21 protein-coding genes and 1 riboswitch are annotated in these 22,899 nt (G+C 55.1%); of the genes, 12 read left to right on the forward strand and 9 right to left on the reverse strand.

Going from position 1 to position 22,899, the window contains the following annotated elements; genetic code table 11:
- Window positions 1-146: 146 nt before the first annotated feature.
- The 4 genes from ACIPDS_RS00060 to bioA form a co-directional block, all read right to left on the reverse strand.
- Window positions 147-1,304: a mannitol-1-phosphate 5-dehydrogenase gene (locus tag ACIPDS_RS00060; protein ID WP_400731837.1), complete on the reverse strand. Its 1,158-nt coding sequence runs from the start codon at window positions 1,302-1,304 to the stop codon at window positions 147-149.
- 55 nt (window positions 1,305-1,359) lie between these two features.
- The gene (locus tag ACIPDS_RS00065; RefSeq protein ID WP_400731839.1) at window positions 1,360-3,330 is read right to left on the reverse strand and encodes a PTS mannitol transporter subunit IICBA; all 1,971 of its coding nucleotides are present in this window, start codon (window positions 3,328-3,330) and stop codon (window positions 1,360-1,362) included.
- Between the two features lie 455 nt (window positions 3,331-3,785).
- A complete protein-coding gene (locus ACIPDS_RS00070) occupies window positions 3,786-4,262 on the reverse strand; it encodes a kinase inhibitor (protein WP_166514918.1) in 477 nt (158 codons plus the stop codon).
- 70 nt (window positions 4,263-4,332) lie between these two features.
- Window positions 4,333-5,622 carry an adenosylmethionine--8-amino-7-oxononanoate transaminase gene (gene bioA / locus ACIPDS_RS00075; protein ID WP_400731841.1) on the reverse strand — a complete coding sequence of 430 codons (1,290 nt, stop codon included), beginning with the start codon at window positions 5,620-5,622 and terminating at the stop codon, window positions 4,333-4,335.
- An 84-nt stretch (window positions 5,623-5,706) separates the two neighbouring features.
- Here bioA and bioB point away from each other — a divergent pair, with 84 nt between their 5' ends.
- The 5 genes from bioB (at window position 5,707) to uvrB (ending at window position 11,973) form a co-directional block, all read left to right on the forward strand.
- The gene (gene bioB, locus ACIPDS_RS00080; RefSeq protein ID WP_166514920.1) at window positions 5,707-6,747 is read left to right on the forward strand and encodes a biotin synthase BioB; all 1,041 of its coding nucleotides are present in this window, start codon (window positions 5,707-5,709) and stop codon (window positions 6,745-6,747) included.
- Window positions 6,744-7,901, forward strand: coding sequence for an 8-amino-7-oxononanoate synthase (gene bioF / locus ACIPDS_RS00085; RefSeq protein WP_400731844.1), 1,158 nt, complete (start codon window positions 6,744-6,746; stop codon window positions 7,899-7,901). The genes bioB and bioF overlap by 4 nt, the downstream gene beginning before the upstream one ends.
- Window positions 7,885-8,640, forward strand: coding sequence for a malonyl-ACP O-methyltransferase BioC (gene bioC / locus ACIPDS_RS00090; RefSeq protein ID WP_400731845.1), 756 nt, complete (start codon window positions 7,885-7,887; stop codon window positions 8,638-8,640). Before bioF ends, bioC begins: the two co-directional genes overlap by 17 nt.
- Window positions 8,633-9,310: a dethiobiotin synthase gene (bioD, locus tag ACIPDS_RS00095; RefSeq protein WP_400731846.1), complete on the forward strand. Its 678-nt coding sequence runs from the start codon at window positions 8,633-8,635 to the stop codon at window positions 9,308-9,310. Before bioC ends, bioD begins: the two co-directional genes overlap by 8 nt.
- Before the next feature lie 638 nt (window positions 9,311-9,948).
- Complete coding sequence (uvrB, locus tag ACIPDS_RS00100; protein ID WP_400731847.1) at window positions 9,949-11,973, forward strand: excinuclease ABC subunit UvrB; 2,025 nt, start codon at window positions 9,949-9,951, stop codon at window positions 11,971-11,973.
- Window positions 11,974-12,871: 898 nt separating this feature from the next.
- Here the strand turns inward: uvrB and pmrB are convergent.
- The 4 genes from pmrB to yvcK all read right to left on the reverse strand — a co-directional run bounded on the left by pmrB (window position 12,872) and on the right by yvcK (window position 17,251).
- Complete coding sequence (pmrB, locus tag ACIPDS_RS00105) at window positions 12,872-13,951, reverse strand: two-component system sensor histidine kinase PmrB (protein ID WP_400731849.1); 1,080 nt, start codon at window positions 13,949-13,951, stop codon at window positions 12,872-12,874.
- Window positions 13,952-13,954: 3 nt separating this feature from the next.
- Window positions 13,955-14,626, reverse strand: a complete 672-nt coding sequence (pmrA, locus tag ACIPDS_RS00110; RefSeq protein ID WP_400731850.1) for a two-component system response regulator PmrA — start codon at window positions 14,624-14,626, stop codon at window positions 13,955-13,957.
- Window positions 14,627-14,636: 10 nt separating this feature from the next.
- Window positions 14,637-16,268: a phosphoethanolamine transferase EptA gene (gene eptA, locus ACIPDS_RS00115; protein ID WP_400731852.1), complete on the reverse strand. Its 1,632-nt coding sequence runs from the start codon at window positions 16,266-16,268 to the stop codon at window positions 14,637-14,639.
- 77 nt (window positions 16,269-16,345) lie between these two features.
- Window positions 16,346-17,251, reverse strand: a complete 906-nt coding sequence (yvcK, locus tag ACIPDS_RS00120; RefSeq protein WP_166514928.1) for a uridine diphosphate-N-acetylglucosamine-binding protein YvcK — start codon at window positions 17,249-17,251, stop codon at window positions 16,346-16,348.
- A gap of 231 nt (window positions 17,252-17,482) precedes the next feature.
- Window positions 17,483-17,617, forward strand: a riboswitch (molybdenum cofactor riboswitch).
- On the opposite strand from yvcK, the gene moaA reads away from it, so the two are divergent.
- The 7 genes from moaA (at window position 17,605) to ACIPDS_RS00155 (ending at window position 21,759) form a co-directional block, all read left to right on the forward strand.
- Window positions 17,605-18,594, forward strand: coding sequence for a GTP 3',8-cyclase MoaA (gene moaA / locus ACIPDS_RS00125; RefSeq protein ID WP_400731854.1), 990 nt, complete (start codon window positions 17,605-17,607; stop codon window positions 18,592-18,594). Its footprint overlaps the riboswitch before it by 13 nt.
- Window positions 18,595-18,616: 22 nt before the next feature.
- Window positions 18,617-19,129 carry a molybdenum cofactor biosynthesis protein B gene (moaB, locus tag ACIPDS_RS00130; protein WP_166514930.1) on the forward strand — a complete coding sequence of 171 codons (513 nt, stop codon included), beginning with the start codon at window positions 18,617-18,619 and terminating at the stop codon, window positions 19,127-19,129.
- Window positions 19,130-19,133: 4 nt separating this feature from the next.
- Window positions 19,134-19,619, forward strand: a complete 486-nt coding sequence (moaC, locus tag ACIPDS_RS00135) for a cyclic pyranopterin monophosphate synthase MoaC (protein ID WP_166514931.1) — start codon at window positions 19,134-19,136, stop codon at window positions 19,617-19,619.
- The gene (gene moaD, locus ACIPDS_RS00140) at window positions 19,612-19,857 is read left to right on the forward strand and encodes a molybdopterin synthase sulfur carrier subunit (protein WP_166514932.1); all 246 of its coding nucleotides are present in this window, start codon (window positions 19,612-19,614) and stop codon (window positions 19,855-19,857) included. The genes moaC and moaD overlap by 8 nt, the downstream gene beginning before the upstream one ends.
- 1 nt (window position 19,858) lies before the next feature.
- Window positions 19,859-20,311 carry a molybdopterin synthase catalytic subunit MoaE gene (gene moaE, locus ACIPDS_RS00145; protein ID WP_166514933.1) on the forward strand — a complete coding sequence of 151 codons (453 nt, stop codon included), beginning with the start codon at window positions 19,859-19,861 and terminating at the stop codon, window positions 20,309-20,311.
- 41 nt (window positions 20,312-20,352) lie between these two features.
- Complete coding sequence (locus tag ACIPDS_RS00150) at window positions 20,353-21,063, forward strand: Bax inhibitor-1/YccA family protein (RefSeq protein WP_166514934.1); 711 nt, start codon at window positions 20,353-20,355, stop codon at window positions 21,061-21,063.
- 285 nt (window positions 21,064-21,348) lie between these two features.
- Window positions 21,349-21,759 (forward strand): YbhQ family protein, encoded by a 411-nt coding sequence (locus ACIPDS_RS00155; protein WP_166514935.1) that lies wholly within the window; start codon window positions 21,349-21,351, stop codon window positions 21,757-21,759.
- On the opposite strand, the gene ACIPDS_RS00160 is transcribed toward ACIPDS_RS00155, so the two are convergent.
- Entirely contained in the window at window positions 21,721-22,827 is a 1,107-nt protein-coding gene (locus tag ACIPDS_RS00160) for an ABC transporter permease (RefSeq protein ID WP_166514936.1), read from the reverse strand. The genes ACIPDS_RS00155 and ACIPDS_RS00160 overlap by 39 nt on opposite strands.
- Window positions 22,828-22,899 lie beyond the last annotated feature (72 nt).

Raw genomic sequence — 22,899 nt, forward strand, 5'->3', positions numbered from 1 at the left:
GGTGCCCGCGGCTTTGCGGGCGCAGGCGCTTTTGGATGATGCTCATTTATCTCTGTTTGCGCGGCTAAGCGCAGGCGATTGTGTTTCATCTCATCATTCCTATCTGGCGCTACCGGAGAGCGGCAGCGCCAACCACATGGGTGGCATCATGCCTTGCGTTGCATGGCGTTATACACATTCGCTATCTGTGCGACAAGTTTTGGCTGGTCGTTCAGGCCACAAACCTGAACAACGGTATCCGTGACGCCATGTTCGCGCAATAAAGCGGCCATTTCTTGCGCCTGCGGGTCATTCTCGCTGCGATAGCGTAATGCGGCCGCAATGCCTATCACCAGATTTGCGTGGGGGAGGCCATACTCAAGCGTTCCGCGCAGTGGCTTAATTAAGCGATCGCCTTCGCTTAACTTACGCAGCGGCTGGCGACCCACGCGTTCAACGTCGTCATGCAAATACGGATTCTCAAAGCGGGTAAGAATTTTGTTGATATACGCCGCATGCTGGGCTGCATCAAAACCGTAGCGCTGAATGAGCACCTCGCCGCTTTCGCTCATCGCACCTTGTACCACTTCACGAATTGCCGGATCGAGAATGGCATCGCGAATGGTTTGATGCCCCGCCAATTGTCCAAGATAAGCGGTAATGGCATGACCGGTGTTAAGCGTAAAGAGCTTACGCTCAATGTAGGCCATCAGATTCGAGGTGGGCTCCATCCCGGCAATCTCTGGCAACTGGCCTTTGAACTGGGTGCTGTCAACAATCCACTCGCTAAAGGTTTCCACCGTCACGTCCAGAGGATCGTCGTTCGCCGCAAGGCTGGGTGGAACAATGCGATCGACGGCGGAATCGACAAAGCCTACATGTGCTTCAACCCAGGCATGAAGTTCAGAAGGAACGGCCTCCAGTACATGATTTTTAAGCTGACTGGTGCCGCGCACCATATTTTCACAGGCGATGATATTCATCGGCCGGTCGTTACCGCTGGCATGACGGGCAATCAGCCCGAGGGCCAGCGTATTGGCGATTTTGCTCAAGACCTGAGGGCCGACGGCGGTGGTTATCATATCCGCCTCGGCAATCTGTTGAATGGCATCAGGGCTATTGCTGTTGATGGCTCGGATATGACTGACCTGCTCCACGCGGGCGTTTTCCCCTACCACGTTGACCAGATAGCGCTGCTGATGGGCCAGCTGATCGATTAACGGCTGATTGACATCGGCAAAGGTGACTTCAGCCTTTGCATCCGCCAGCAGTTTGCCAATAAAACCGCGACCGATATTACCTGCGCCAAAATGTATTGCTTTCATAAAATGCACTCCAAAAAAGACTATCCGTATCGGGGGCGGGTCGCCCGCACAACCCTTATGCCGCTTGCTCGCCTGACAGAATCTGCAGGATTTCCTGGACGCTGGTGGTTTGCGTCAGACGTTCAATAACGTCTTTATCATCCAGCGCGTTGGCGAGGCGGGCGATAACCTGTACGTGCTCGTTATTACGGGCAGCAATGCCGATAACCAGCCGGGCAATATCATCCGGCTCATCGCCGAATCGCACGCCCTGCGGGTACTGGCAAATGACAATCCCGGTGTGAAGTACGCGGTCTTTGGCCTCTACGGTGCCGTGTGGAACGGCGATAGACTCTCCCAGATAGGTGGTGGTTAGCGCTTCTCGCGCCAGCATGGCGTCAATGTAGTCCGGTTCAACGTAGCCGCCAGCGACCAGCATCTCACCGGCAAAGCGAATGGCCTGCGCTTTGTTGTCTGCGGTTAAGTTAAGGAAAATATTGTCGGCGCTCAGCTTGAACAGATTCTCATCACGCTCACTGGCGTCAAATGCCTCGTCGTTGGCGGCAATGATCGTTTGGTTAATCAGTCGATTATCGTTCGCGGCCGGCGGCAGTTTTGCCACCATCAGGCGGGTGGTTAAATCGGTATACAGCCCGCTATCGAGGAAATTACTCAGCGAAATATGCATCGCGTGAGGCGCATGACGCATGGCACGTTCCGTTAAGTCCTGGTGCGTAATCACCAGATCAACATCTTCAGGCAGGCTGTTAATCGCGCAGTTGCTCACTGAAATATGCGTCAGACCGGCATCTTTGACTTTTTTGCGCAGCACGCCTGCACCCAGCGCGCTCGACCCCATACCCGCGTCACAGGCAACAATAATCTTGCGTACATGTTGCATATCTTTGGACAAATCGAGCGCCGGTGCCGGCTGCTCGCCGGACGGTTTGCCCGCGGATTTAGACTGCTGCTTCATTGCCTGCATGCGGCGAGTGGCTTCAGACAGGCCGTTGCTCTCCTCGTCGCCGACGCGTACGCGTTTAAGCAACATTGAAGCGGTAAGGAAGGAGACCAGCGTAGAGGCCATAATCGATAATGCCACGCCAATTAATGAAGCTTTCGGCGTCATCAACAGGACCGCAAAGATGGAACCCGGTGAGGCAGGGGAGACCAGACCTGCATTAAACAGGGTCAGGGTAAAGACGCCGGTCATGCCACCCAGAATCACCGCCAGAATTAAGCGAGGATTCATCAGCACATAAGGGAAGTAGATCTCGTGGATACCGCCGAAGAAGTGAATGATCGCCGCACCGCCCGCAGACTGTTTGGCGCTGCCTTTGCCGACGAACATATACGCTAACAGCACGCCCAGACCCGGGCCCGGGTTGGCTTCAATCAGGAAGAAAATTGACTTGCCGGTTTCCGTCGCCTGCTGAATGCCCAGCGGCGAGAAGATCCCGTGATTAATGGCATTGTTGAGGAACAGGATTTTTGCCGGTTCAACAAACACTGAGGTCAGCGGCAGCAGGTTATTTTGCACCATCACGTTGACCCCAGAGGCCAACACTTTCGACAGTATCTCAACCATTGGGCCAATCGCCATAAAGGCGAGCATCGCCAGCAGCATGCCGATAATCCCGGCCGAGAAGTTGTTCACCAGCATCTCAAAACCGCTTTTGATTTTACCGTCTACCCAGCGGTCGAAACGCTTAATCGCCCAACCGCCGAGCGGCCCGGCAATCATTGCGCCCATAAACATCGGCATATCTGCGCCGACGATAACGCCCATCGTGGTGATGGCGCCGACCACGCCGCCGCGCTCGCCGCCAATAAGACGACCCCCGGTGTAGCCGATAAGCAGCGGCAGCAAATAGGTGATCATCGGGCCAACCAGCTTGGCTAACGTTTCATTAGGCAGCCAGCCTGTTGGAATAAATAATGCGGTAATCAAACCCCAGGCAATGAATGCGCCAATATTGGGCATCACCATATTGCTGAGAAAACGGCCAAAATTCTGTACCTTGACCTTGATATCTGGTGATAACATAAAACACCCCTCGTGGTGCGCGTAAAGACGTTACGCGTCGTCATAGTTGTGATGGTTTCGCCAAAAACCATCCAGTCGTTCTGTATGCAAAATCGACTCTATCACGCCGTTTTCATCTCGCGTACTCGAGGGGGATTTGTGATGATGATCACTCTACCTACCCCCGAATTCGACTCTTTCTAGTGATACTGATCACATAAAGAGGTGTAATTTGGCTACAAAGTTAAAAAATCGCCTCCATCGACGGTTTTTTTGTGAAGTAAATCACCTTTGTTTTTTGCTTCTTTGTTTTTAAATTGTGACGCCATTCACAAGATGTTTTTCGCCTCGTCTTACTTCACCTCTTTTTCGCCGTCCGCCGCGTTTTTTACGTCATAAAATTACAACCACCCGATCGCCAGACGCAAAAAAGCCCCGCAAAGTTTCCCTTGCAGGGCTTAATGATAAGAAGGGGATTAGCTAAAAAGTGCGGTAATTGATGCGCTCGCCAGCGAGTGGAAGTGCACGTTAAAGCCCACCATCGCGCCGCTTGCACCCTCATCAACGTCGATTTTGTCGACATCCAGCGCATGCACGGTAAAGATATAACGGTGGGTTTCGCCTTTTGGCGGTGCCGCGCCGCCGTAACCGGCTTTGCCGAAATCGGTGCGGGTTTGTAGCGCGCCTGTCGGTAAATTCACGACGCCTGAGCCGCTACCGGTAGGCAATTCGCGGGTGTCGGCGGGAATATTCGCGACGATCCAATGCCACCAGCCTGAGCCGGTAGGCGCATCGGGATCGAAGCAGGTGACGACAAAGCTTTTGGTGCCGGTAGGCACATCGTCCCATGCCAGATGCGGAGAGAGGTTTTCGCCCTCATAGCCCATCCCGTTGAAAACCTGCTGCGCGGGGAGTTTTTCGCCATCACGCAGGTCGTGGCTGACTAATTTCATCGACTGCCTCCTTTGTTAATCCACTGATTAACAAAGGAGTGTAGCTTTTATTCAGCGCGATGGCTGCTGCTTATTGGATAAAAAATGTTTCCTCCTCGACCGCTAAACAGACCGCGCGGGTCAAACGCGTAAGCTGGGCTTTGCTAATGAGATAAGGTGGCATCAAATAAATCAGGCGGCCAAACGGTCGTACCCACACGCCTTGTTCGACGAAGAATCGCTGCAACTGTGCCATGTTGACCGGATAGCGGGTTTCAACCACGCCGATAGCGCCCAGGACACGCACGTCGGCCACCAGCGGAGAATCCCCCGCCGGTGCCAGCTCGCGTTTTAACTGGCTTTCAATCGCCGCGACCTGGGTTTGCCATTCGCCGCTTTCCAGGATAGCGAGGCTTTCGGTGGCAACGGCGCAGGCCAGAGGATTGCCCATAAACGTCGGCCCGTGCATAAAGCAGCCCGCTTCGCCGTTGCTGATGGTTTCTGCCACTTCCCGGGTGGTGATGGTGGCCGACAGCGTCATGGTGCCGCCGGTCAACGCTTTCCCCAGACACAGAATATCGGCGCTGATCCCCGCATGATCGCAGGCAAAGAGCTTGCCGGTACGCCCAAAACCGGTGGCAATCTCGTCGGCAATCAACAAAATGCCTTCGCGGTCGCACATTTTGCGGATGCGTCTTAACCACTCTGGATGATACATCCGCATTCCGCCTGCACCCTGCACGATAGGCTCGAGGATCACCGCGGCAATTTCCCCGCGATGCGCCGCCATCAGCCGCGCAAACGTCACCATATCGTACTCATCAAATTCGCCATCAAAGCGGCTGTGCGGGGCAGGCGCGAACAGATTCTCCGGCAAATAGCCCTTCCACAAACTGTGCATGGAATTGTCCGGGTCGCACACCGACATCGCGCCAAAAGTATCGCCGTGGTAGCCGTTACGGAAGGTCAGAAAACGCTGACGGGACTCGCCTTTGGCCTGCCAGTACTGCAACGCCATTTTCATCGCCACTTCCACCGCCACGGACCCGGAATCGGCAAGGAATACGCACTCCAGCGGCTCCGGCGTCATGGCCACCAGTTTGCGGCACAAGGCCACGGCAGAAGGGTGGGTTATGCCGCCAAACATCACGTGCGACATCTGGTCGATTTGCGCTTTCATCGCCGCGTTGAGGCGAGGGTGGTTGTAACCGTGGATGGTGGCCCACCAGGACGACATCCCGTCAACCAGGCGTTCGCCGCCAGCAAGCTTAAGCTCGCAACCTTCAGCGGAAACCACTGGATACACCGGCAGCGGTGCGGTCATGGAGGTATAAGGGTGCCAGATGTGGCGCTGATCGAAGGTGAGATCGTCCATTTTCATAATCGACTTGTAAACCATTTTGAAAAGTTTTAGGTTTACGAGTATAAACCGATCTGAAAATTAACAAAACCCCCGGAGAAGCCAATGGCTAACCCTTTACGTTGGACAATGTCGCAAGTCACCGCTCTTTTCGAAAAACCGCTGCTCGATTTACTGTTTGAAGCGCAGCAGATTCATCGTCAACATTTTGACCCTCAGCAGGTGCAGGTGAGTACGCTGCTGTCGATTAAAACCGGCGCCTGCCCGGAAGACTGCAAATACTGCCCGCAAAGCTCGCGCTACAAAACCGGGCTTGAGAGTGAACGCCTGATGGAAGTGGAGCAGGTGCTGGAATCTGCGCGCAAAGCGAAGCTCGCGGGTTCAACCCGATTCTGCATGGGCGCGGCGTGGAAAAACCCGCATGAGCGCGATATGCCCTACCTTGAGCAAATGGTGCAGGGCGTGAAAGAGATGGGCCTCGAAGCCTGCATGACGCTGGGTACGCTGTCCGATACTCAGGCGGAACGTCTGGCCTCGGCGGGGCTTGATTACTATAACCACAACCTCGACACCTCGCCGGAATTCTACGGCAATATCATCACCACCCGCAGTTACCAGGAACGTCTGGATACGCTGGGGAAAGTGCGCGATGCCGGGATTAAAGTCTGCTCCGGCGGCATTGTCGGATTGGGAGAAACCGTCACCGATCGTGCCGGTCTGCTGCTGCAATTAGCTAACCTGCCGACGCCGCCGGAAAGCGTGCCCATCAACATGCTGGTGAAGGTAAAAGGCACGCCGCTTGCGGATAACGACGATGTGGATGCGTTTGATTTTATTCGCACCATTGCGGTGGCGCGCATCATGATGCCGACCTCCTACGTGCGTTTGTCCGCCGGTCGTGAGCAGATGAACGAACAGACTCAGGCAATGTGCTTTATGGCCGGGGCAAACTCGGTGTTCTATGGCTGCAAACTGCTGACCACGCCGAACCCGGAAGAGGACAAAGATCTACAACTCTTCCGTAAGCTGGGGCTAAACCCGCAGCAGACCAGCGTGAGTCTCGGCGATAACGAGCAGCAGCAACGTCTGGAGCAGGTTCTCAAAACCCCGGACACCGAGGAATATTACAACGCGGCGGCGATATGAGCTGGCAAAGCCGAATTGAACATGCGGTAGCTGAACGCCGGGAGACGCAGGCGTTTCGCCAGCGTCAACCGCTGACGCTGGGCGCCGGGCGCTGGCTGGTGCGCGGTGAACGCCGATACCGCAATTTCTCCAGCAATGATTATCTCGGCTTAAGCCAGCATCCGCATGTGGTGCGCGCCTGGCAGCAGGGGGCCGAGCTGTATGGTGTGGGCGCGGGCGGCTCCGGGCATGTCACCGGCTATCACCAGGCTCATCAACGTCTGGAGGAGCAGCTTGCCGACTGGCTAGGCTACGATCGCGCCTTGCTGTTTATCTCGGGTTTCGCCGCCAATCAGGCGGTGATTGCCGCCCTCGCCGGCAGGGAAGACCGGATTGTTGCCGACCGTCTGAGCCACGCATCGTTACTGGAAGCGGCAGCGCAGAGCCCGGCCCAGCTACGTCGCTTCCAGCATAATGACAGCCAGCATCTTGCCCGCCTGCTCGGCGCGCCCGTTGGCGGCCAGCAGCTGGTGGTGACGGAAGGGGTGTTCAGCATGGACGGTGACCGCGCGCCGCTGGCCGATATTGCCCGCGTCACGCGAGAAGCTGAAGGCTGGCTGATGGTTGACGACGCGCACGGTATTGGCGTTGAGGGCGAAAATGGCCGGGGGAGCTGCCAGCAGCAGGGCATACATCCTGAACTGCTGATCGTTACCTTTGGTAAGGCCTTTGGTCTGAGCGGGGCGGCGGTGCTATGCAGCCACGATGTTGCCGACTACCTGGTGCAATTCGCCCGGCATCTGATTTACAGCACCGCCATGCCGCCCGCTCAGGCGGTGGCATTACAGGCGGCGCTGGGCGTTATTCAAAGCGATGACGGGCAGCAACGGCGCGAGATACTAGCCCAGCACGTGGCTGATTTTCGCCGGGGAGCCCGCGGGCTGGACTATCCTCTGACCGACTCGGAAAGCGCCATTCAGCCGCTGATTATTGGTGATAACCAGCGCACGCTGCAACTGGCCGACCGGCTGCGCGAGCAGGGTTGCTGGGTCACCGCCATCCGCCCGCCGACCGTTCCTGTCGGGACTGCACGTTTGCGTCTGACGCTGACCGCCGCGCACCAGCCGGAAGATATCGCCCATTTGCTGGAGGTGCTGAATGGCGAACGTGGATAAGCAGGCCGTCGCCGCCGCATTTGGGCGCGCGGCGGCCCATTATCATCAGCATGATGAGCTGCAACGCTTAAGCGCCGCGCATCTTCTGGCCCAGCTTCCTGCACAGACATTTGCCCGCGTGCTGGATGCAGGCTGCGGGCCTGGCAGCTACAGCCGCTACTGGCGAAGCCAGGGGAGTCACGTGACGGCGCTGGATCTCTCCCATGAAATGCTGCAACACGCGCGGGAACATCAGTCGGCAGACCGCTATTTGCAGGCCGATATCGAAGATATCCCGCCACTGGAAAGCGATTTTGAACTGGTGTGGAGCAATCTGGCCGTGCAGTGGTGCAGCGACATCCGCGTGGCCCTCGACGGTCTTTATCGGCAGCTTAGCCCCGGCGGGATATTAGCGTTTACCACGCTTACCGCAGGGTCTTTACCGGAACTTAACCGGGCCTGGCAGGCCGTGGATCATCACCCGCACGCCAATCGTTTTCTGCCCGAACAGACGCTGCGTGAAGCCCTGGCGCCGTATCGTCATCGCGCCACGGTCACTACCCATACGTTAGCGTTTCCCGATGCCTTAAGCGCAATGCGCTCGCTCAAGGGAATTGGTGCGACGCATCTTCATCAAGGGCGCAGTAGCCGGACGCTGACGCGCGGAAGACTGCAACAGCTTCAGCTAGCATGGCCATCGCAGGCGGGAGAATGCCCTTTGACTTACCATCTTTTTACAGGAGTGATCGCGCGTGATTGAACGCTACTATGTTACCGGAACCGATACGGAAGTAGGGAAAACCGTCGCCAGTACCGCATTGCTACAGGCAGCGCGTTTACTCGGGCGTCGTACCGCAGGCTACAAGCCGGTGGCGTCAGGCAGCGAGATGACCCCGGACGGGTTGCGCAACAGCGACGCCCTGGCGCTACAGCGTAACAGCGTGGTGCCGCTGGGCTATGCAGCGGTGAACCCGTATACCTTCGCTGAACCCACCTCTCCGCATATCGTCAGCGCTGATGAACTGCGTCCGATTGAGGCCCGCGTCCTCTCAGCGGGCTTGCGCAAGCTGGAGGCTCAGGCTGACTGGGTGCTCGTCGAAGGGGCGGGTGGCTGGTATACGCCGCTTTCGCCGACGTTGACGCTGGCGGACTGGGTGAAGGGGGAACAACTGCCGGTGATTCTGGTGGTCGGCGTGAAACTTGGCTGCATCAACCATGCGGTGCTGACGGCTCAGGCCGTACAGCAAGCGGGATTGAGGCTGGCGGGCTGGATTGCCAATGATGTCACCCCGCCAGGACGTCGGCACGCGGAGTATCTCTCTACGCTAAAACGGATGATCCCAGCCCCTATGCTCGGTGAAATTCCCTGGCTTGGCGATGAGATTACCGATAAGCCACTGGGTCAATATCTCGACCTGAGCATCCTGTAACCCTCTTTAATGACCCGCTGAAAGTCCTCAGCGGGTTATCTTCATTCGTAACTGAAACGCCGTAAAAAACGTAAGGGAATCATGTCTGTTATCGCCAGATAAAGAGGCGACATTTCGCTGATACATATCAAAATCGAGAGTAAAATATTTTTTTGCATCAGCATTGACAGGATGTTGCGCAAATCGCCGGGTGGCGGGGGATACGGGCTGGAGGTAGTTATCCACTATTCCTGTGGATAACCCTGTGTATTAGGGTTAGAAAACTCGCGGTGAACGAGAGAGCATGCGGCTTTCGCCCGAATTGGTGTGAAACGCGTCTTTTGTCTGTTTTCTTTAAATATCAATAAGATAAATAAAAGCAATGGCGTCATAAAAAGTGCAGGTGATTGCCATAAAACTTTCATGACCTATATTGACAAATGTTAAAAGGGAAAATGTTCTGGGGATAACCTTATCTGGTGGCGGTTTTATCTGCCCGGTCGTTAAATTTCACCGATTCTTGCGGGTTATCTGCGCAGCCTGGCGAAATACGATAATGCACAACTGTGTTTATATCCAGTATTTTTTATTGGCAAATATGCGAGGGGCGAGTAGAATTAATCTCCAGCCCGGCCATCAGTCATCAGGTAGCGTTGTCAATGAGTAAACCCTTTAAGTTACATTCCGCGTTTAGTCCTTCTGGCGACCAGCCGGTTGCCATTTCACGTCTGAAAGAGGGGCTGGAAGACGGTCTGGCGCATCAGACCCTGCTTGGCGTGACCGGTTCAGGGAAAACCTTTACCGTGGCTAACGTCATCGCTGACCTCCAGCGTCCCACCATGGTACTGGCACCGAATAAAACGCTGGCGGCGCAGTTGTACGGTGAAATGAAAGCGTTCTTCCCGGAAAACGCGGTGGAGTACTTTGTCTCTTACTACGACTATTATCAGCCGGAAGCTTACGTTCCCAGCTCCGATACCTTTATCGAAAAAGACTCCGCGGTGAATGAGCACATCGACCAGATGCGCCTGTCCGCCACTAAAGCGCTGCTTGAGCGGCGCGACGTTATCGTGGTGGCGTCGGTATCGGCCATCTACGGTCTGGGCGACCCTGACCTGTATTTGAAAATGATGCTGCACCTGACGGTGGGCACCATTATCGATCAGCGCTCCATTCTGCGTAGGCTTGCAGATTTGCAGTACACCCGTAACGATCAGGCGTTTCAGCGCGGGACATTCCGTGTGCGCGGTGAAGTCATTGATATCTTCCCCGCAGAATCGGACGATCTGGCGCTTCGCGTTGAGCTGTTTGACGAAGAGGTTGAGCGGCTGTCACTGTTCGACCCGCTAACCGGTCACGTCGAAACCACGCTCCAGCGCTATACGGTTTACCCGAAAAGCCACTACGTTACCCCGCGCGAGCGTATCGTACAGGCGATGGAAGAAATCAAAGTTGAACTGGCTGAACGACGCAAGGTGTTATTGGCAAACAATAAGCTGCTCGAAGAGCAACGCATTAGCCAGCGAACCCAGTTTGACCTCGAAATGATGAATGAGCTGGGCTACTGCTCGGGCATTGAAAACTACTCGCGTTTCCTTTCGGGGCGTGGGCCGGGCGAGCCACCGCCGACGCTATTTGACTACCTGCCGGCTGACGGTCTGCTGGTGGTGGACGAATCCCACGTGACGATCCCTCAAATCGGCGGCATGTACCGTGGCGACCGGGCGCGTAAAGAGACGCTGGTCGAGTATGGTTTCCGTCTGCCGTCTGCGCTGGATAACCGTCCGCTGAAATTTGAAGAGTTTGAAGCGCTGGCACCGCAGACGATTTATGTCTCCGCGACGCCGGGCAACTATGAGCTGGAAAAATCTGGCGGCGAGGTAATCGACCAGGTCGTTCGCCCTACCGGGTTGCTTGACCCGATTATCGAAGTGCGTCCGGTCGGCACGCAGGTTGACGATCTGTTATCCGAAATTCGCAAGCGCGCGGTGATTAACGAACGAGTGCTGGTCACCACGCTCACCAAACGTATGGCGGAAGACCTGACGGATTATCTTGAAGAACACGGAGAACGGGTGCGTTATCTGCACTCTGATATCGACACCGTCGAGCGTATGGAGATCATACGCGATCTGCGTCTGGGCGAATTCGACGTGCTGGTGGGAATCAACTTGCTGCGTGAAGGGTTGGATATGCCGGAAGTTTCGCTGGTGGCAATTCTTGACGCCGACAAAGAGGGCTTCCTGCGTTCTGAACGTTCGTTGATTCAGACTATTGGTCGTGCCGCGCGTAACATTAACGGCAAGGCGATACTGTACGGAGACAAAATCACCGCGTCGATGGCCAAAGCCATCGGTGAAACCGAGCGTCGCCGTGAGAAGCAGCATCAGTACAACGTCGAGCACGGCATTGTGCCGCAGGGCCTGGTCAAAGACGTCGTTGATATTCTGTCGATGGGTGAGGGGCTGGCGAAGACCAAAGCAAAAGGCCGCGGTAAGTCACGTGGCGCATCGTCGGTGGTTGAAGCCGATGCACCGGTGCTGACGCCGAAAGCGTTGCAGCAGCAAATCCAGGTCGTGGAGGCGCAAATGATGAAACATGCGCAAAACCTCGAGTTTGAAGAAGCGGCAGAAGCCCGCGACCGGCTGCACAAGCTCCGCGAGTTGTTTATCGCCACGTCATAATGACGGCACCCTCGGTATGACCCGGCGCTAACCCCGGCGTCACTACGTTCGGCCGGGCTACCGTCCCGTAGCACGGGCAAGGCGCCAGCCGCCCCCGTGATAGCTCGGTGCCACCCCCAGCGTCACTGCGTTCGGCCGGGCTACCGTCCTGTAGCCCGGGCAAGGCGCAAGCCGCCCCCGTGATAGCTCGGTGCTACCCCCGGCGTCACTGCGTTCGGCCGGGCTACCGTCCCGTAGCCCGGGCAAGGCGCAAGCCGCCCCCGGGATAGCTCGGTGCCACCCCCGGCGTCACTCCGTTCGGCCGGGCTACCGTCCTGTAGCCCGGCCAAGGCGCAAGCCGCCCCCGGGATAGCTCAGTGTCACCCCCGGCGTCACTCCGTTCGGCCGGGCTACCGTCCCGTAGCACGGGCAAGGCGTAAGCCGCCCCCGTGATAGCTCGGTGCCACCCCCGGCGTCACTGCGTTCGGCCGGGCTACCGTCCCGTAGCCCGGGCAAGGCGCAAGCCGCCCCCGGGATAGCTCGGTGTCACCCCGGCGTCACTGCGTTCGGCCGGGCTACCCTCCCGTAGCCCGGGCAAGGCGCAAGCCGCCCCCGGGATAGCTCGGTGCCACCCCCGGCGTCACTCCGTTCGGCCAGGCTACCCTCCCGTAGCCCGGGCAAGGCGCAAGCCGCCCCCGGGATGGCTTAGCGCGGATATTGGCGAGAAATGCGAACGGCGTCACTCTCAGGAGACGCCAGCCTTAATGTTCACTTAATAAACTGCGCTCATACTATCCTTAAAATAAATAAGGATCGCGCTATGTTCCCTCTCAATACCCAGCAACTGTTTACCGTCACTCTCTCCATTGCCATTGTCGTCGGTTTTGTCTGCCAGTGGATAATGACGTTCTGACGCGCATTAATGCTTAGGCGACTGAAACTCCACCCATGCCCGGGTGCCGTTTTCGTTCTCGCGATTTTGCAAGAAGAATGCCGCTTCATGAAGCTGGGCGATACGCGTCACGATGCTGAGCCCGAGACCAATCCCCCCATAACGACTGTCCATGCGCACAAACGCCTGGCTTAACTCACCCACTTTCGACTCATCAATCCCCGGCCCCTCATCCTCAACCACTAACATTGGTCGTGATGCGGACACAAGCGACAGCGTAATCGTCGAGTTCTCCGGGCTGTATCGATGCGCATTCTCCAGCAAATTACGCACCAGCAGACGCAGCAAGGTCGCATCACCGGAAACGGTCAATGCCGACGGCGGATGGTGAATAACCAGCTTTTGCGCTCGCGCACCCAGCATAGTTTCAAGCTCAGTGCGTATTGGCTCAATGACATCACTCAGCAGATTCACCTGCTGATAGCTACCTGCCGAAAATGACTGGCCCACGCGCGCTAAAAGCAGCAGCTGCGCAACGCTCTCAGTCATCTGATCGATGCGCTGTACCAGCGGCGCCAGATTCAAGTGCTGCGTCTTTTCCAGCAGTTCCAGATGGAGTTTTAAACCCGCCAGCGGCGTCCGCAGTTCATGGGCGACATCGGCGGTAAACAGACGCTCGCGATCGAGGGTCTGCGTCAGATTCAGCACCAGCTGGTTAATGGCGTTGGTCACAGCCTCCACCTCAACCGTCGTCTGTTGCAGAAAGATGGGCTGCAAATTTCCCGGCGTACGGGTATCGAGCTCTTTTTGCAGGTCGGCGAGCGGGCGCGTAATGCTTTTTACCGCCTGCAAGCACAGATACAACGCCAGCGAGATAATCACCAGGCTTGGCAACAGCAGGCTGGCAATTGCCTCTCGCACTTCATGCTGAATATGCTTAGCATTATTGTGATTGTTTATCAGCATCGCGACTTCCAGCTCGATCTGCTCTTTGCTTTCATGCCAGAGCCAGAACACGCTGATAAGCTGGAAAAACACCAGAATCAAGCCGATGGCGAGCAGCAGCTGATGACGCATCGGCCATTTGCGAACGGAAAATAATGCCATCGCTTAGTCTGCCTTGCAGGAGTTAACCAACTGATAACCAAAGCCGCGCACGGTACGGATACGGGCTTTCCCCACTTTATCGCGCAGATTGTGAATATGGACTTCCAGCGTATTGGTCGCCGGTTCGTTATCCCAGTTGTAGATATCGTTGTAGAGAATCTCACGGTGTACCGGACTACCTGCTTTAAGCATCAGGCGTGAAAGCAGGGCGTATTCTTTGGGCGTCAGCTCCAGAATCTCACCGTCCAGCCATACCTGGCGGCGCGTCACGTTAAGACGCAGATTCTCCACCGTGACTTCGTTATCGCCCTGATTGAGATTACGACGCAGCAGCGCGCGAATGCGGGCGTTAAGCTCCTCTAACGCAAACGGCTTCACCAGATAATCGTCGGCGCCGGTATCCAGACCGCTCACGCGATCCTCAAGGGTGTCACGGGCGGTCAGAATAAGCACTGGCGTGCTCATTTTTTCCTGGCGCATGCGGTTTAGAAAATGCAATCCGTCTTCATCTGGCAAACCTAAATCCAGCACGACCAGACTGTAGTGCCCGTTAGCCAGACTCAGCGCCGCCTGCTGCGCCGTCTCGACGCCATCGCACGCGTATCCTTCACTCTGCATGGCCAGAATCAGCCCCTGTAATAGCAGCGTGTCATCTTCAACGACTAATATTTTCATCCGTTTGCCTCTATTTACACGTGGCTAATATATCGTCTGCGGCACGATATTCCTGTGTTTCTACGCCGGTCATACCCAGCATTGTAGAGAACAGATTGTCCTGCGAGTAGTCATTTTCTTTGGCCTTTTTTTGCAGACAGGCGTAATTCACGTTATAGCGTTTTTGATAATCATCGGATAACCATAACAGCATTGGCACATGTTTCTGCGTTTCTGGCGCAATGGCATAAGGCAACCCGTGCAAATAAACCCCGTTCTCACCCAATGACTCGCCGTGGTCGGAAAGATAAACCAGACTGGTGGTGAATTTATCTTGTTTGGATTGCAGCAGCTTAATGGCTTTATCGACAATATAGTCAACGTACAAAATCGTATTATCGTAGCTATTTTTGAGCTGTTCCTGAGTACAGGATTGTATTTCGCTGGTATCACAGGTTGGCGTAAAGCGACGGAACGCTGGTGGATAACGGTTGTAATACGTTGGGCCGTGGCTGCCAATTGTATGCAGAACAATCACGCCGTCACCTTGCATATTATCGATGGTCTGCTCCAGACCGTGGAACAGCACCTCGTCGTAACATTCGCCGTTAATACATTCGCCGGGCAGTTTTAAATCGGTGACATCCTGATGCGGTACGCGGTCACAGGCCCCTTTACAGCCGCCGTCATTATCATTCCACTGCACCTGAATCCCCGCGCGCTGGATAATATCGAGCAAACCTTCCTGATGGTGGGCGAGCGACTCATCGTAGCCGGTACGCGGCATATTCGAGAACATGCAGGGAACCGAAACGGCGGTGGCCGTACCGCAGGAGGCTGTTTTCGGGAAATAGACCACGTTATCTTTGGCGAGTAACGGGTTAGTTTCACGGTCGTAACCCCCCAGTGAGAAATTGGCGGCGCGTGAAGTTTCACCCACGATTAAAATCGTCAGATTTTTGCGCGGGCCATTTTTCATCGCCGCGTTTTGTTTCGCGTCTTCACCAATTTTAACTAACGGTAAATTGTCCATCTTATGGTGAAAATACCAGGAGTTTATAGCCACAATACTGTTTGACGGATTTAAGGACTTCACCAGCTCCTTATTATTGCGAAACAGCGAGGCGTAATCTTTATAAAATAATGCAGCGACCAGCAAAATTAAGACGGCGGAGACAACCAGCGTCATTGCGCGAGTCAACGTCCCGCGCCACAGATTTGCTGACGGTTTGATTTTTATCCACCACGCCAGCGCAATAAACAGCAGCGCAGTGAATCCCAGTACTACGACCATCTGGCCCGAGAGTAGGGCATAGCTTTCAGCGGAGGTGGTATCTAGAATATTGGTGACCATTGATCGGTCAACAATGATGCCGAAATTCATCATGAAATACTGAGCGCAGGCGCTCAGCAGAATAAACAGCGTGGCGACGAGTTTTTCAAGACGAATAAAAGAGGCCAGCGTCAGAAATATTGCCATCACTGAAAATGCCACCACCGGCATGCTGATAAACACCAGCATGTTATGCACGCTATCTACGGGCAACAGGGTGAAGGCCTGACGATAGAAAACGATATTCAGGGCCAGGGCAATATAGAGTGCGAACAACACGATGTACGTTAAGCGACTAACGGTCGGGCGATAGCGTGACAGGCGAAGCATAGCGATGGACTCAGTAATGATGATGTTCGCTATACTGCCTGAGCTTTTTTAAGACAACCTTAAGATTTTAAGGTTGCTCAACCAAATGCCTGAAGTGCTTCCTCAAGCGCCGCACGCAGAAGAGCGCGGTCGTGGCGATAGGGAATATCATCAGCTTCCAGTGGCTGCTGGACCACCACTTTACACTGCACATGGCTAGCGTCGACTTTCGGCCCGACAACCACCGCGTCAATCACCGCTTTGCCGATATAGTGCTCCAGCAGCCCAATGCGTGTTTCAATGCTGAGATCGCCCGCCGGGCTGTGCTCACGGCCAAGATTATCAATGTAGACCATTGGCGCAGGCGTGCGGCGCATTGCCTGGGCAATATCGGGCAGCAGCAGAATCGGTAACAGGCTGGTGTAGAAACTGCCCGGGCCGATGAGAATTAAATCGGCCTCGGCGATGGCTTCCACGGCTTCACGCGTCGCTGAAACTTGCGGCGTTAACATTAATGTTTGCGGCGGCAGTTTAAGTTGATCGATATTCACTTCACCGTAGATTTCATGCCCCTCGCTGTCGATTGCCATTAAATCTACCGGCTGTTCGGACATTGGAATCAGGGATGCTTCCACTTTTAGCAGGTTTCTAATGAGATTGATGGCCTCTAAGGGTCTGATACTCAGGTTGTCTAAGGCCTTTAACATCAGATTTCCGAGGTTATGCCCGGAAAGTTCGCCATTACCGCCAAAACGATACTCAAACATTGTCGAAGCAACGCTGGGTTCGGTAATTAATTGATTCAGGCAGTTGCGCATGTCCCCCCAGGCAATGCCCCCTTCCGAACGACGAATTCGTCCGGTAGAGCCGCCATTGTCGGTGGTGGTGACGATGCCGGTCAGGCGTGAACCGAGTGATGACAGGGATGACATGACGCGTCCAAGTCCATGTCCACCGCCCAGTGCGACAACGCGGTCAAGATCGGCAAAAGTGCGATTGCGCATACAACTTCCTTATAGTGAAAAACGTGCCTACATTAGCCTAACTACCCCTAAAAGACGATGCTCTCTCGCGGTCAAAATGACGTATATCAATGCAAAAAGGAGATTTTTACGTATTCTGTACGGAAAATGCAGGATAACACCGCTATATATAACTTTATACAGCGTAAGCGAGAATGGCGAAATTGTTTTTCTCGCGCTACTATTCGGCATAACCTGGTTTAGTTTTTAAGACTAAACAACACACTCTAGCCTCTGCGCCTAAGTTGAAAAATACGGCGTTTTGGCCGCGGCAGATTCTTGTCGCCAGGGCGAAGGAAGAAATGATCTCGCCTCCCGTATTTGGAAAGGTGTCTATGGCTTCACAACTCACTGATGCGTTTGCGCGCAGATTTTTCTATCTGCGTTTGTCGATTACCGACGTTTGCAATTTCCGCTGCACCTACTGCCTGCCTGATGGCTATCAGCCCAATGGGGTGACCAACAAAGGATTTCTGTCGCTTGACGAAATTCGCCGGGTTACGCGCGCCTTTTCGGCCCTGGGGACGGAAAAAGTCCGCCTGACCGGCGGTGAGCCATCTTTACGTCGTGATTTTACCGACGTCATTGCCGCCGTGAAAGAAAACGCCGCTATCCGTCAGATTGCCGTCACCACCAACGGTTACCGAATGGCGCGTGATGTCGCCGCCTGGCGTGATGCTGGTCTGACGGCGTTAAACGTCAGCCTGGACAGTCTGGACGCGCGTCAGTTTCACGCGATTACCGGTCAGGATAAATTCCGCCAGGTGATGGACGGCATCGATGCCGCCTTTAGCGCAGGCTTTGATAAAGTGAAGGTCAACACCGTGCTGATGCGCGATGTAAACCATCACCAGCTCGACACCTTTCTGGCGTGGATCAAACCGCGCCGCATTCAACTCCGCTTTATTGAATTGATGGAAACCGGCGACAGTAGCGAACTGTTCCGCAAACACCATATCTCCGGCATGGTGCTGCGCGATCAACTGCTTAAGCGTGGCTGGATCCATCAAATCCGTCAGCGCAGCGACGGCCCGGCGCAGGTCTTTTGCCACCCCGATTATGAAGGGGAAATCGGTTTAATTATGCCGTACGAAAAAGACTTCTGCGCGAGCTGTAACCGTCTGCGCGTATCGTCCGTTGGGAAGCTGCACCTGTGCCTGTTTGGCGACGGCGGCGTTGATCTGCGTGAACTGCTGGCGGAAGACGCTCAGCAGCAGGCGCTGGAAGAGCGCATTGCTGAAGCCTTAACCCATAAAAAGCAGACCCACTTTCTGCATCAGGGCGATACCGGAATTACCCAGAATTTATCCTATATTGGTGGATGATTCGTCATCAAGGAGCTATCAAATGAGTCAGGTGAGCGCTGAATTTATCCCGACACGCATTGCTATTCTCACTGTTTCAAATCGTCGCGGCGAAGAGGATGACACTTCCGGTCATTTCCTGCGCGACTCCGCCCTGGAAGCTGGGCATCAGGTCGTCGACAAAGCTATCGTTAAAGAAAATCGTTACCAGATTCGTGCCCAGGTCTCCGCGTGGATTGCCCGCGATGACGTGCAGGTGGTGCTTATCACCGGCGGCACCGGGTTGACCGATGGCGACCAGGCCCCTGAAGCGTTACTGCCGCTGTTTGACCGCGAAATTGAAGGCTTTGGCGAAGTGTTCCGCATGCTCTCCTTTGAAGAAATTGGCACTGCTACGCTGCAATCGCGCGCAGTGGCGGGGATGGCAAACCGCACGTTGATTTTTGCCATGCCGGGCTCAACCAAAGCCTGTCGCACCGCGTGGGATAATATTATTGCCCCGCAGCTGGATGCCCGTACGCGTCCATGTAACTTCCACCCTCATCTGAAGAAATAAAACCATGTCGCAACTGACCCATATTAACGCGGCGGGTGAAGCTCATATGGTGGATGTCTCTGCCAAAGCGGAAACCGTTCGTGAAGCGCGCGCCGAAGCGTTCGTCACCATGCTGCCAGAAACCCTGTCGATGATTATCGAAGGTAGCCACCACAAAGGCGATGTGTTTGCCACCGCGCGTATTGCTGGCATTCAGGCCGCGAAACGTACCTGGGAGTTGATCCCGCTGTGTCACCCGCTGATGCTGAGCAAAGTGGAAGTCAATTTGCTGGCTGAACCGCAACACAACCGCGTTCGCATTGAATCGCTGTGCCGCCTGACCGGAAAAACCGGCGTGGAGATGGAAGCCCTGACCGCCGCGTCGGTCGCCGCGCTGACCATTTATGACATGTGTAAAGCGGTGCAAAAAGACATGGTTATCGGCCCGGTTCGCCTGTTGGCGAAAAGCGGCGGTAAATCCGGTGATTTCAAGGTGGATACTCATGATTAATGTGCTGTTTTTTGCTCAGGTTCGTGAGCTTGTCGGCACCGATTCGCTAGCGTTAGCCGCGGAATTTGCCACGGTAGAAGCGCTGCGCCAGCATTTAGTGGCGCAAGAAGGGCGTTGGGCGCTGGCGCTGGAAGAGGGCAAACTGCTGGCGGCGGTAAATCAGACGCTGGTGAGTTTCGACCACCCGGTGGCTGACGGTGATGAAGTCGCCTTTTTCCCGCCAGTTACTGGAGGTTGAGATGAGCGAAACGCGTATTATTGTCGGTCACCAGCCGTTTAGCGTAGGCGAGGAGTATCCTTGGCTTGCTGCCCGCGATGAAGACGGCGCGGTGGTGACCTTCACCGGTAAAGTGCGTAATCATAATCTCGGGGATAGCGTCAAAGCGCTGACCCTCGAACATTATCCCGGTATGACCGAAAAAGCGCTGGCTGAGATCGTCGATGCCGCGCGCGAACGCTGGCCGTTGGGCCGCGTGACCGTTATCCATCGTATTGGTGAGATGTGGCCCGGTGATGAGATTGTATTTGTCGGCGTCACCAGCGCGCATCGCAGCAGCGCCTTTGACGCGGGCGAATTTATCATGGACTATCTAAAGACCCGCGCCCCGTTCTGGAAACGCGAAGCCACGCCGGAAGGGGAACGTTGGGTAGACGCGCGCGACAGCGATAAGCAAGCAGCCGAACGCTGGTAGAGTACACTTACTTTAGGCTCTTTTAACTTCAGGAGAACGTCATGGAACGATTCCCTCGCTCTGGCTCTGATTCGATTGTGCAGGCCCGTTCAGGTCTACAAACGTATATGGCGCAGGTTTACGGCTGGATGACCTGCGGGCTTTTGCTGACCGCGTTTATCGCGTGGTATGCGGCTAATACGCCTGCGGTGATGATGTTTGTTTTCTCCAGCAAAATCACCTTCTTTGGGCTGATTATTGCGCAACTGGCGTTGGTATTCGTGCTCTCAGGTATGGTGCAACGTCTTAGCGCCGGTGTGGCGACAACGCTGTTTATGCTGTATTCGGCGCTCACTGGGTTGACGCTCTCCAGCATTTTTATCGTCTATACCTACTCATCCATCGCCAGCACCTTCGTCGTGACCGGCGGTATGTTTGGCATCATGAGCCTCTACGGCTACACCACCAAACGTGATCTCAGCGGCTTTGGCAATATGCTGTTTATGGCGCTAATTGGTATCGTACTGGCGTCGCTTGTGAACTTCTGGCTGAAAAGCACCGCGCTGATGTGGGCGATTACCTACATCGGGGTTATCGTATTTGTTGGCCTGACCGCCTACGACACGCAGAAACTGAAAAATATCGGTGAACAAATTGATGTCCGTGATTCATCAAACCTGCGCAAATACGCCATTCTCGGCGCGCTGACGCTGTATCTCGACTTCATCAACCTGTTCCTGATGCTGCTGCGCATCTTCGGTAACCGCCGCTAAACCCGTAGGCCGGATAAGGCGACGCCGCCATCCGGCAACCTGTTCTGGTGTGCCTGATGGCGCTACGCTTATCAGGCACACCGGACGAATAATATCCCGGCCATTCGCCCTGATGCTGGGAGTTAACCTGCGTATTTCCCCCTCGTTTGGCGAAGGTTTAATCACGTTTTTCCACAATATGAACGAAAATGTGACACCACTGTCACAAAAAGAAGCGTCTTTACGGAATTTTCCGTAGACTTGCGTACTCTGAATAAGCAAATAAAATTCTTCAGGAGAGAAGCCATGAAGTGGCAACAACGAATTCGTGTCGCAACAGGGCTAGGTTGCTGGCAGATTATGTTGCATTTACTGGTCGTCGCCGTGTTGGTTATGGGCTGGATGAGCGGCACGCTGGTGCGCGTTGGACTCGGCCTTTGCGTGCTGTACGCCGTAAGCGTTTTACTGATGCTGGCGCTGCAGCGCCACCACGACAAACGTTGGCGAGACGTCGCCGATGTGTTCGAAGAACTGACGACCACCTGGTATTTTGGCGCCGCGATGATTGCCCTTTGGCTGCTGTCCCGCGTGCTGCACAATAACTATCTGCTGGCGTTGGCCGGGCTGGCAATCCTTGCCGGGCCAGCCGTATTCTCGCTGCTGGTTAAAGATAAAAACTCAGGCGATCTTGCGGCGAAACATCGCGTACGCCACTGATCCCGTCGTGGCCGCTATGAACAGTAGCGGCCACAAGCTCCCCCAGATAATCGACAAACTCGCATCCTTCAAATAGATCTGCTTCGTGATATCCGTGAAATGGCGGATAGGGTTTATCCACGTCAGGTGCTGGAGCCACAGCGGCATATTCTCAACCGGCGACACGTAGCCTGAGAGTAAAATCGCCGGCATCATAAACACAAACACGCCGATAAATGCCTGCTGCTGCGTGGAGCACAGCGAGGAGATCAGTAGCCCAAACCCCACCAGCGACAGCCCGTAAATCACCATCGTGAAATAGAACAGCGCCAGCGATCCGGCGAAGGGGATTTGATACGCCCAGATTCCTATCCCCAGAACAATACTCGCTTGCGCGGTAGCGACAATCAGCGCAGGAACCGCTTTACCGACGAATATTTGCCAGGTGGCGAGCGGGGAGACCAGCAGTTGATCGAGCGTGCCTTGTTCGCGCTCGCGGGCGACCGAAAGAGAGGTGACGATCATCACGCCAATGGTGGTGATCATGGCGATAAGCGACGGCACCACGAACCATTTGTAATCAAGGTTCGGGTTATACCAATTGCGCACTACCAGCTCGCTGTTGTTGGGTTTGGCTTTGCCGTCCATCAGCTCCTGCTGGTAGTTTTTGACGATCTGTTGCAGATAGTTCGCGGCGATCTGGGCGCTATTGGAGTTGCGTCCGTCGAGTAAAAGCTGCATGGGCGCGGTCTGGAAAGTATCGAGGTTACGTGAGAAATCCGCCGGGAACCGCACCAGCAGCAGCGCCTTTTGGGTGTCGATGGTCGGCTGAATCTCCTGCGGGTTTTTTAGCAGCAGCACGTGGGTAAAGGCTTTGGCGCGGGCAAAGCGCTGGGTCAACTCGACGGCGTGCTTGCCGTTGTCTTCGTTATAGACGGCGATGGTGGCGTTGGTCACCTCAAGGGTGGCGGCAAAGGGGAACAGCAGCACCTGAATCAAAACCGGCGCGATTAAAATCGCACGGGTCTGCGGCTCGCGGAGCAGCGATTGTAGCTCTTTGCGGATAAGCGTCCATAAACGGTAAAACATGCGAGTTCTCCATCATTCCCGGCGTCACTTCGTTCGGCCGGGCTACAACTGTGCGCAAATGTAGCCCGGCCA

Source organism: Kluyvera sp. NPDC087067 (assembly GCF_044745165.1).
Classification (GTDB): Bacteria; Pseudomonadota; Gammaproteobacteria; order Enterobacterales; family Enterobacteriaceae; genus Kluyvera.

Coding starts and splice junctions, on each gene's coding strand:
- ACIPDS_RS00060 (WP_400731837.1), bottom strand. CDS start 1,304: ATGAAAGCAATACATTTTGGCGCAGGTAATATCGGTCGCGGTTTTATT.
- ACIPDS_RS00065 (WP_400731839.1), bottom strand. CDS start 3,330: ATGTTATCACCAGATATCAAGGTCAAGGTACAGAATTTTGGCCGTTTT.
- ACIPDS_RS00070 (WP_166514918.1), bottom strand. CDS start 4,262: ATGAAATTAGTCAGCCACGACCTGCGTGATGGCGAAAAACTCCCCGCG.
- bioA (WP_400731841.1), bottom strand. CDS start 5,622: ATGAAAATGGACGATCTCACCTTCGATCAGCGCCACATCTGGCACCCT.
- bioB (WP_166514920.1), top strand. CDS start 5,707: ATGGCTAACCCTTTACGTTGGACAATGTCGCAAGTCACCGCTCTTTTC.
- bioF (WP_400731844.1), top strand. CDS start 6,744: ATGAGCTGGCAAAGCCGAATTGAACATGCGGTAGCTGAACGCCGGGAG.
- bioC (WP_400731845.1), top strand. CDS start 7,885: ATGGCGAACGTGGATAAGCAGGCCGTCGCCGCCGCATTTGGGCGCGCG.
- uvrB (WP_400731847.1), top strand. CDS start 9,949: ATGAGTAAACCCTTTAAGTTACATTCCGCGTTTAGTCCTTCTGGCGAC.
- pmrB (WP_400731849.1), bottom strand. CDS start 13,951: ATGGCATTATTTTCCGTTCGCAAATGGCCGATGCGTCATCAGCTGCTG.
- pmrA (WP_400731850.1), bottom strand. CDS start 14,626: ATGAAAATATTAGTCGTTGAAGATGACACGCTGCTATTACAGGGGCTG.
- eptA (WP_400731852.1), bottom strand. CDS start 16,268: ATGCTTCGCCTGTCACGCTATCGCCCGACCGTTAGTCGCTTAACGTAC.
- yvcK (WP_166514928.1), bottom strand. CDS start 17,251: ATGCGCAATCGCACTTTTGCCGATCTTGACCGCGTTGTCGCACTGGGC.
- moaA (WP_400731854.1), top strand. CDS start 17,605: ATGGCTTCACAACTCACTGATGCGTTTGCGCGCAGATTTTTCTATCTG.
- moaB (WP_166514930.1), top strand. CDS start 18,617: ATGAGTCAGGTGAGCGCTGAATTTATCCCGACACGCATTGCTATTCTC.
- moaC (WP_166514931.1), top strand. CDS start 19,134: ATGTCGCAACTGACCCATATTAACGCGGCGGGTGAAGCTCATATGGTG.
- moaD (WP_166514932.1), top strand. CDS start 19,612: ATGATTAATGTGCTGTTTTTTGCTCAGGTTCGTGAGCTTGTCGGCACC.
- moaE (WP_166514933.1), top strand. CDS start 19,859: ATGAGCGAAACGCGTATTATTGTCGGTCACCAGCCGTTTAGCGTAGGC.
- ACIPDS_RS00150 (WP_166514934.1), top strand. CDS start 20,353: ATGGAACGATTCCCTCGCTCTGGCTCTGATTCGATTGTGCAGGCCCGT.
- ACIPDS_RS00155 (WP_166514935.1), top strand. CDS start 21,349: ATGAAGTGGCAACAACGAATTCGTGTCGCAACAGGGCTAGGTTGCTGG.
- ACIPDS_RS00160 (WP_166514936.1), bottom strand. CDS start 22,827: ATGTTTTACCGTTTATGGACGCTTATCCGCAAAGAGCTACAATCGCTG.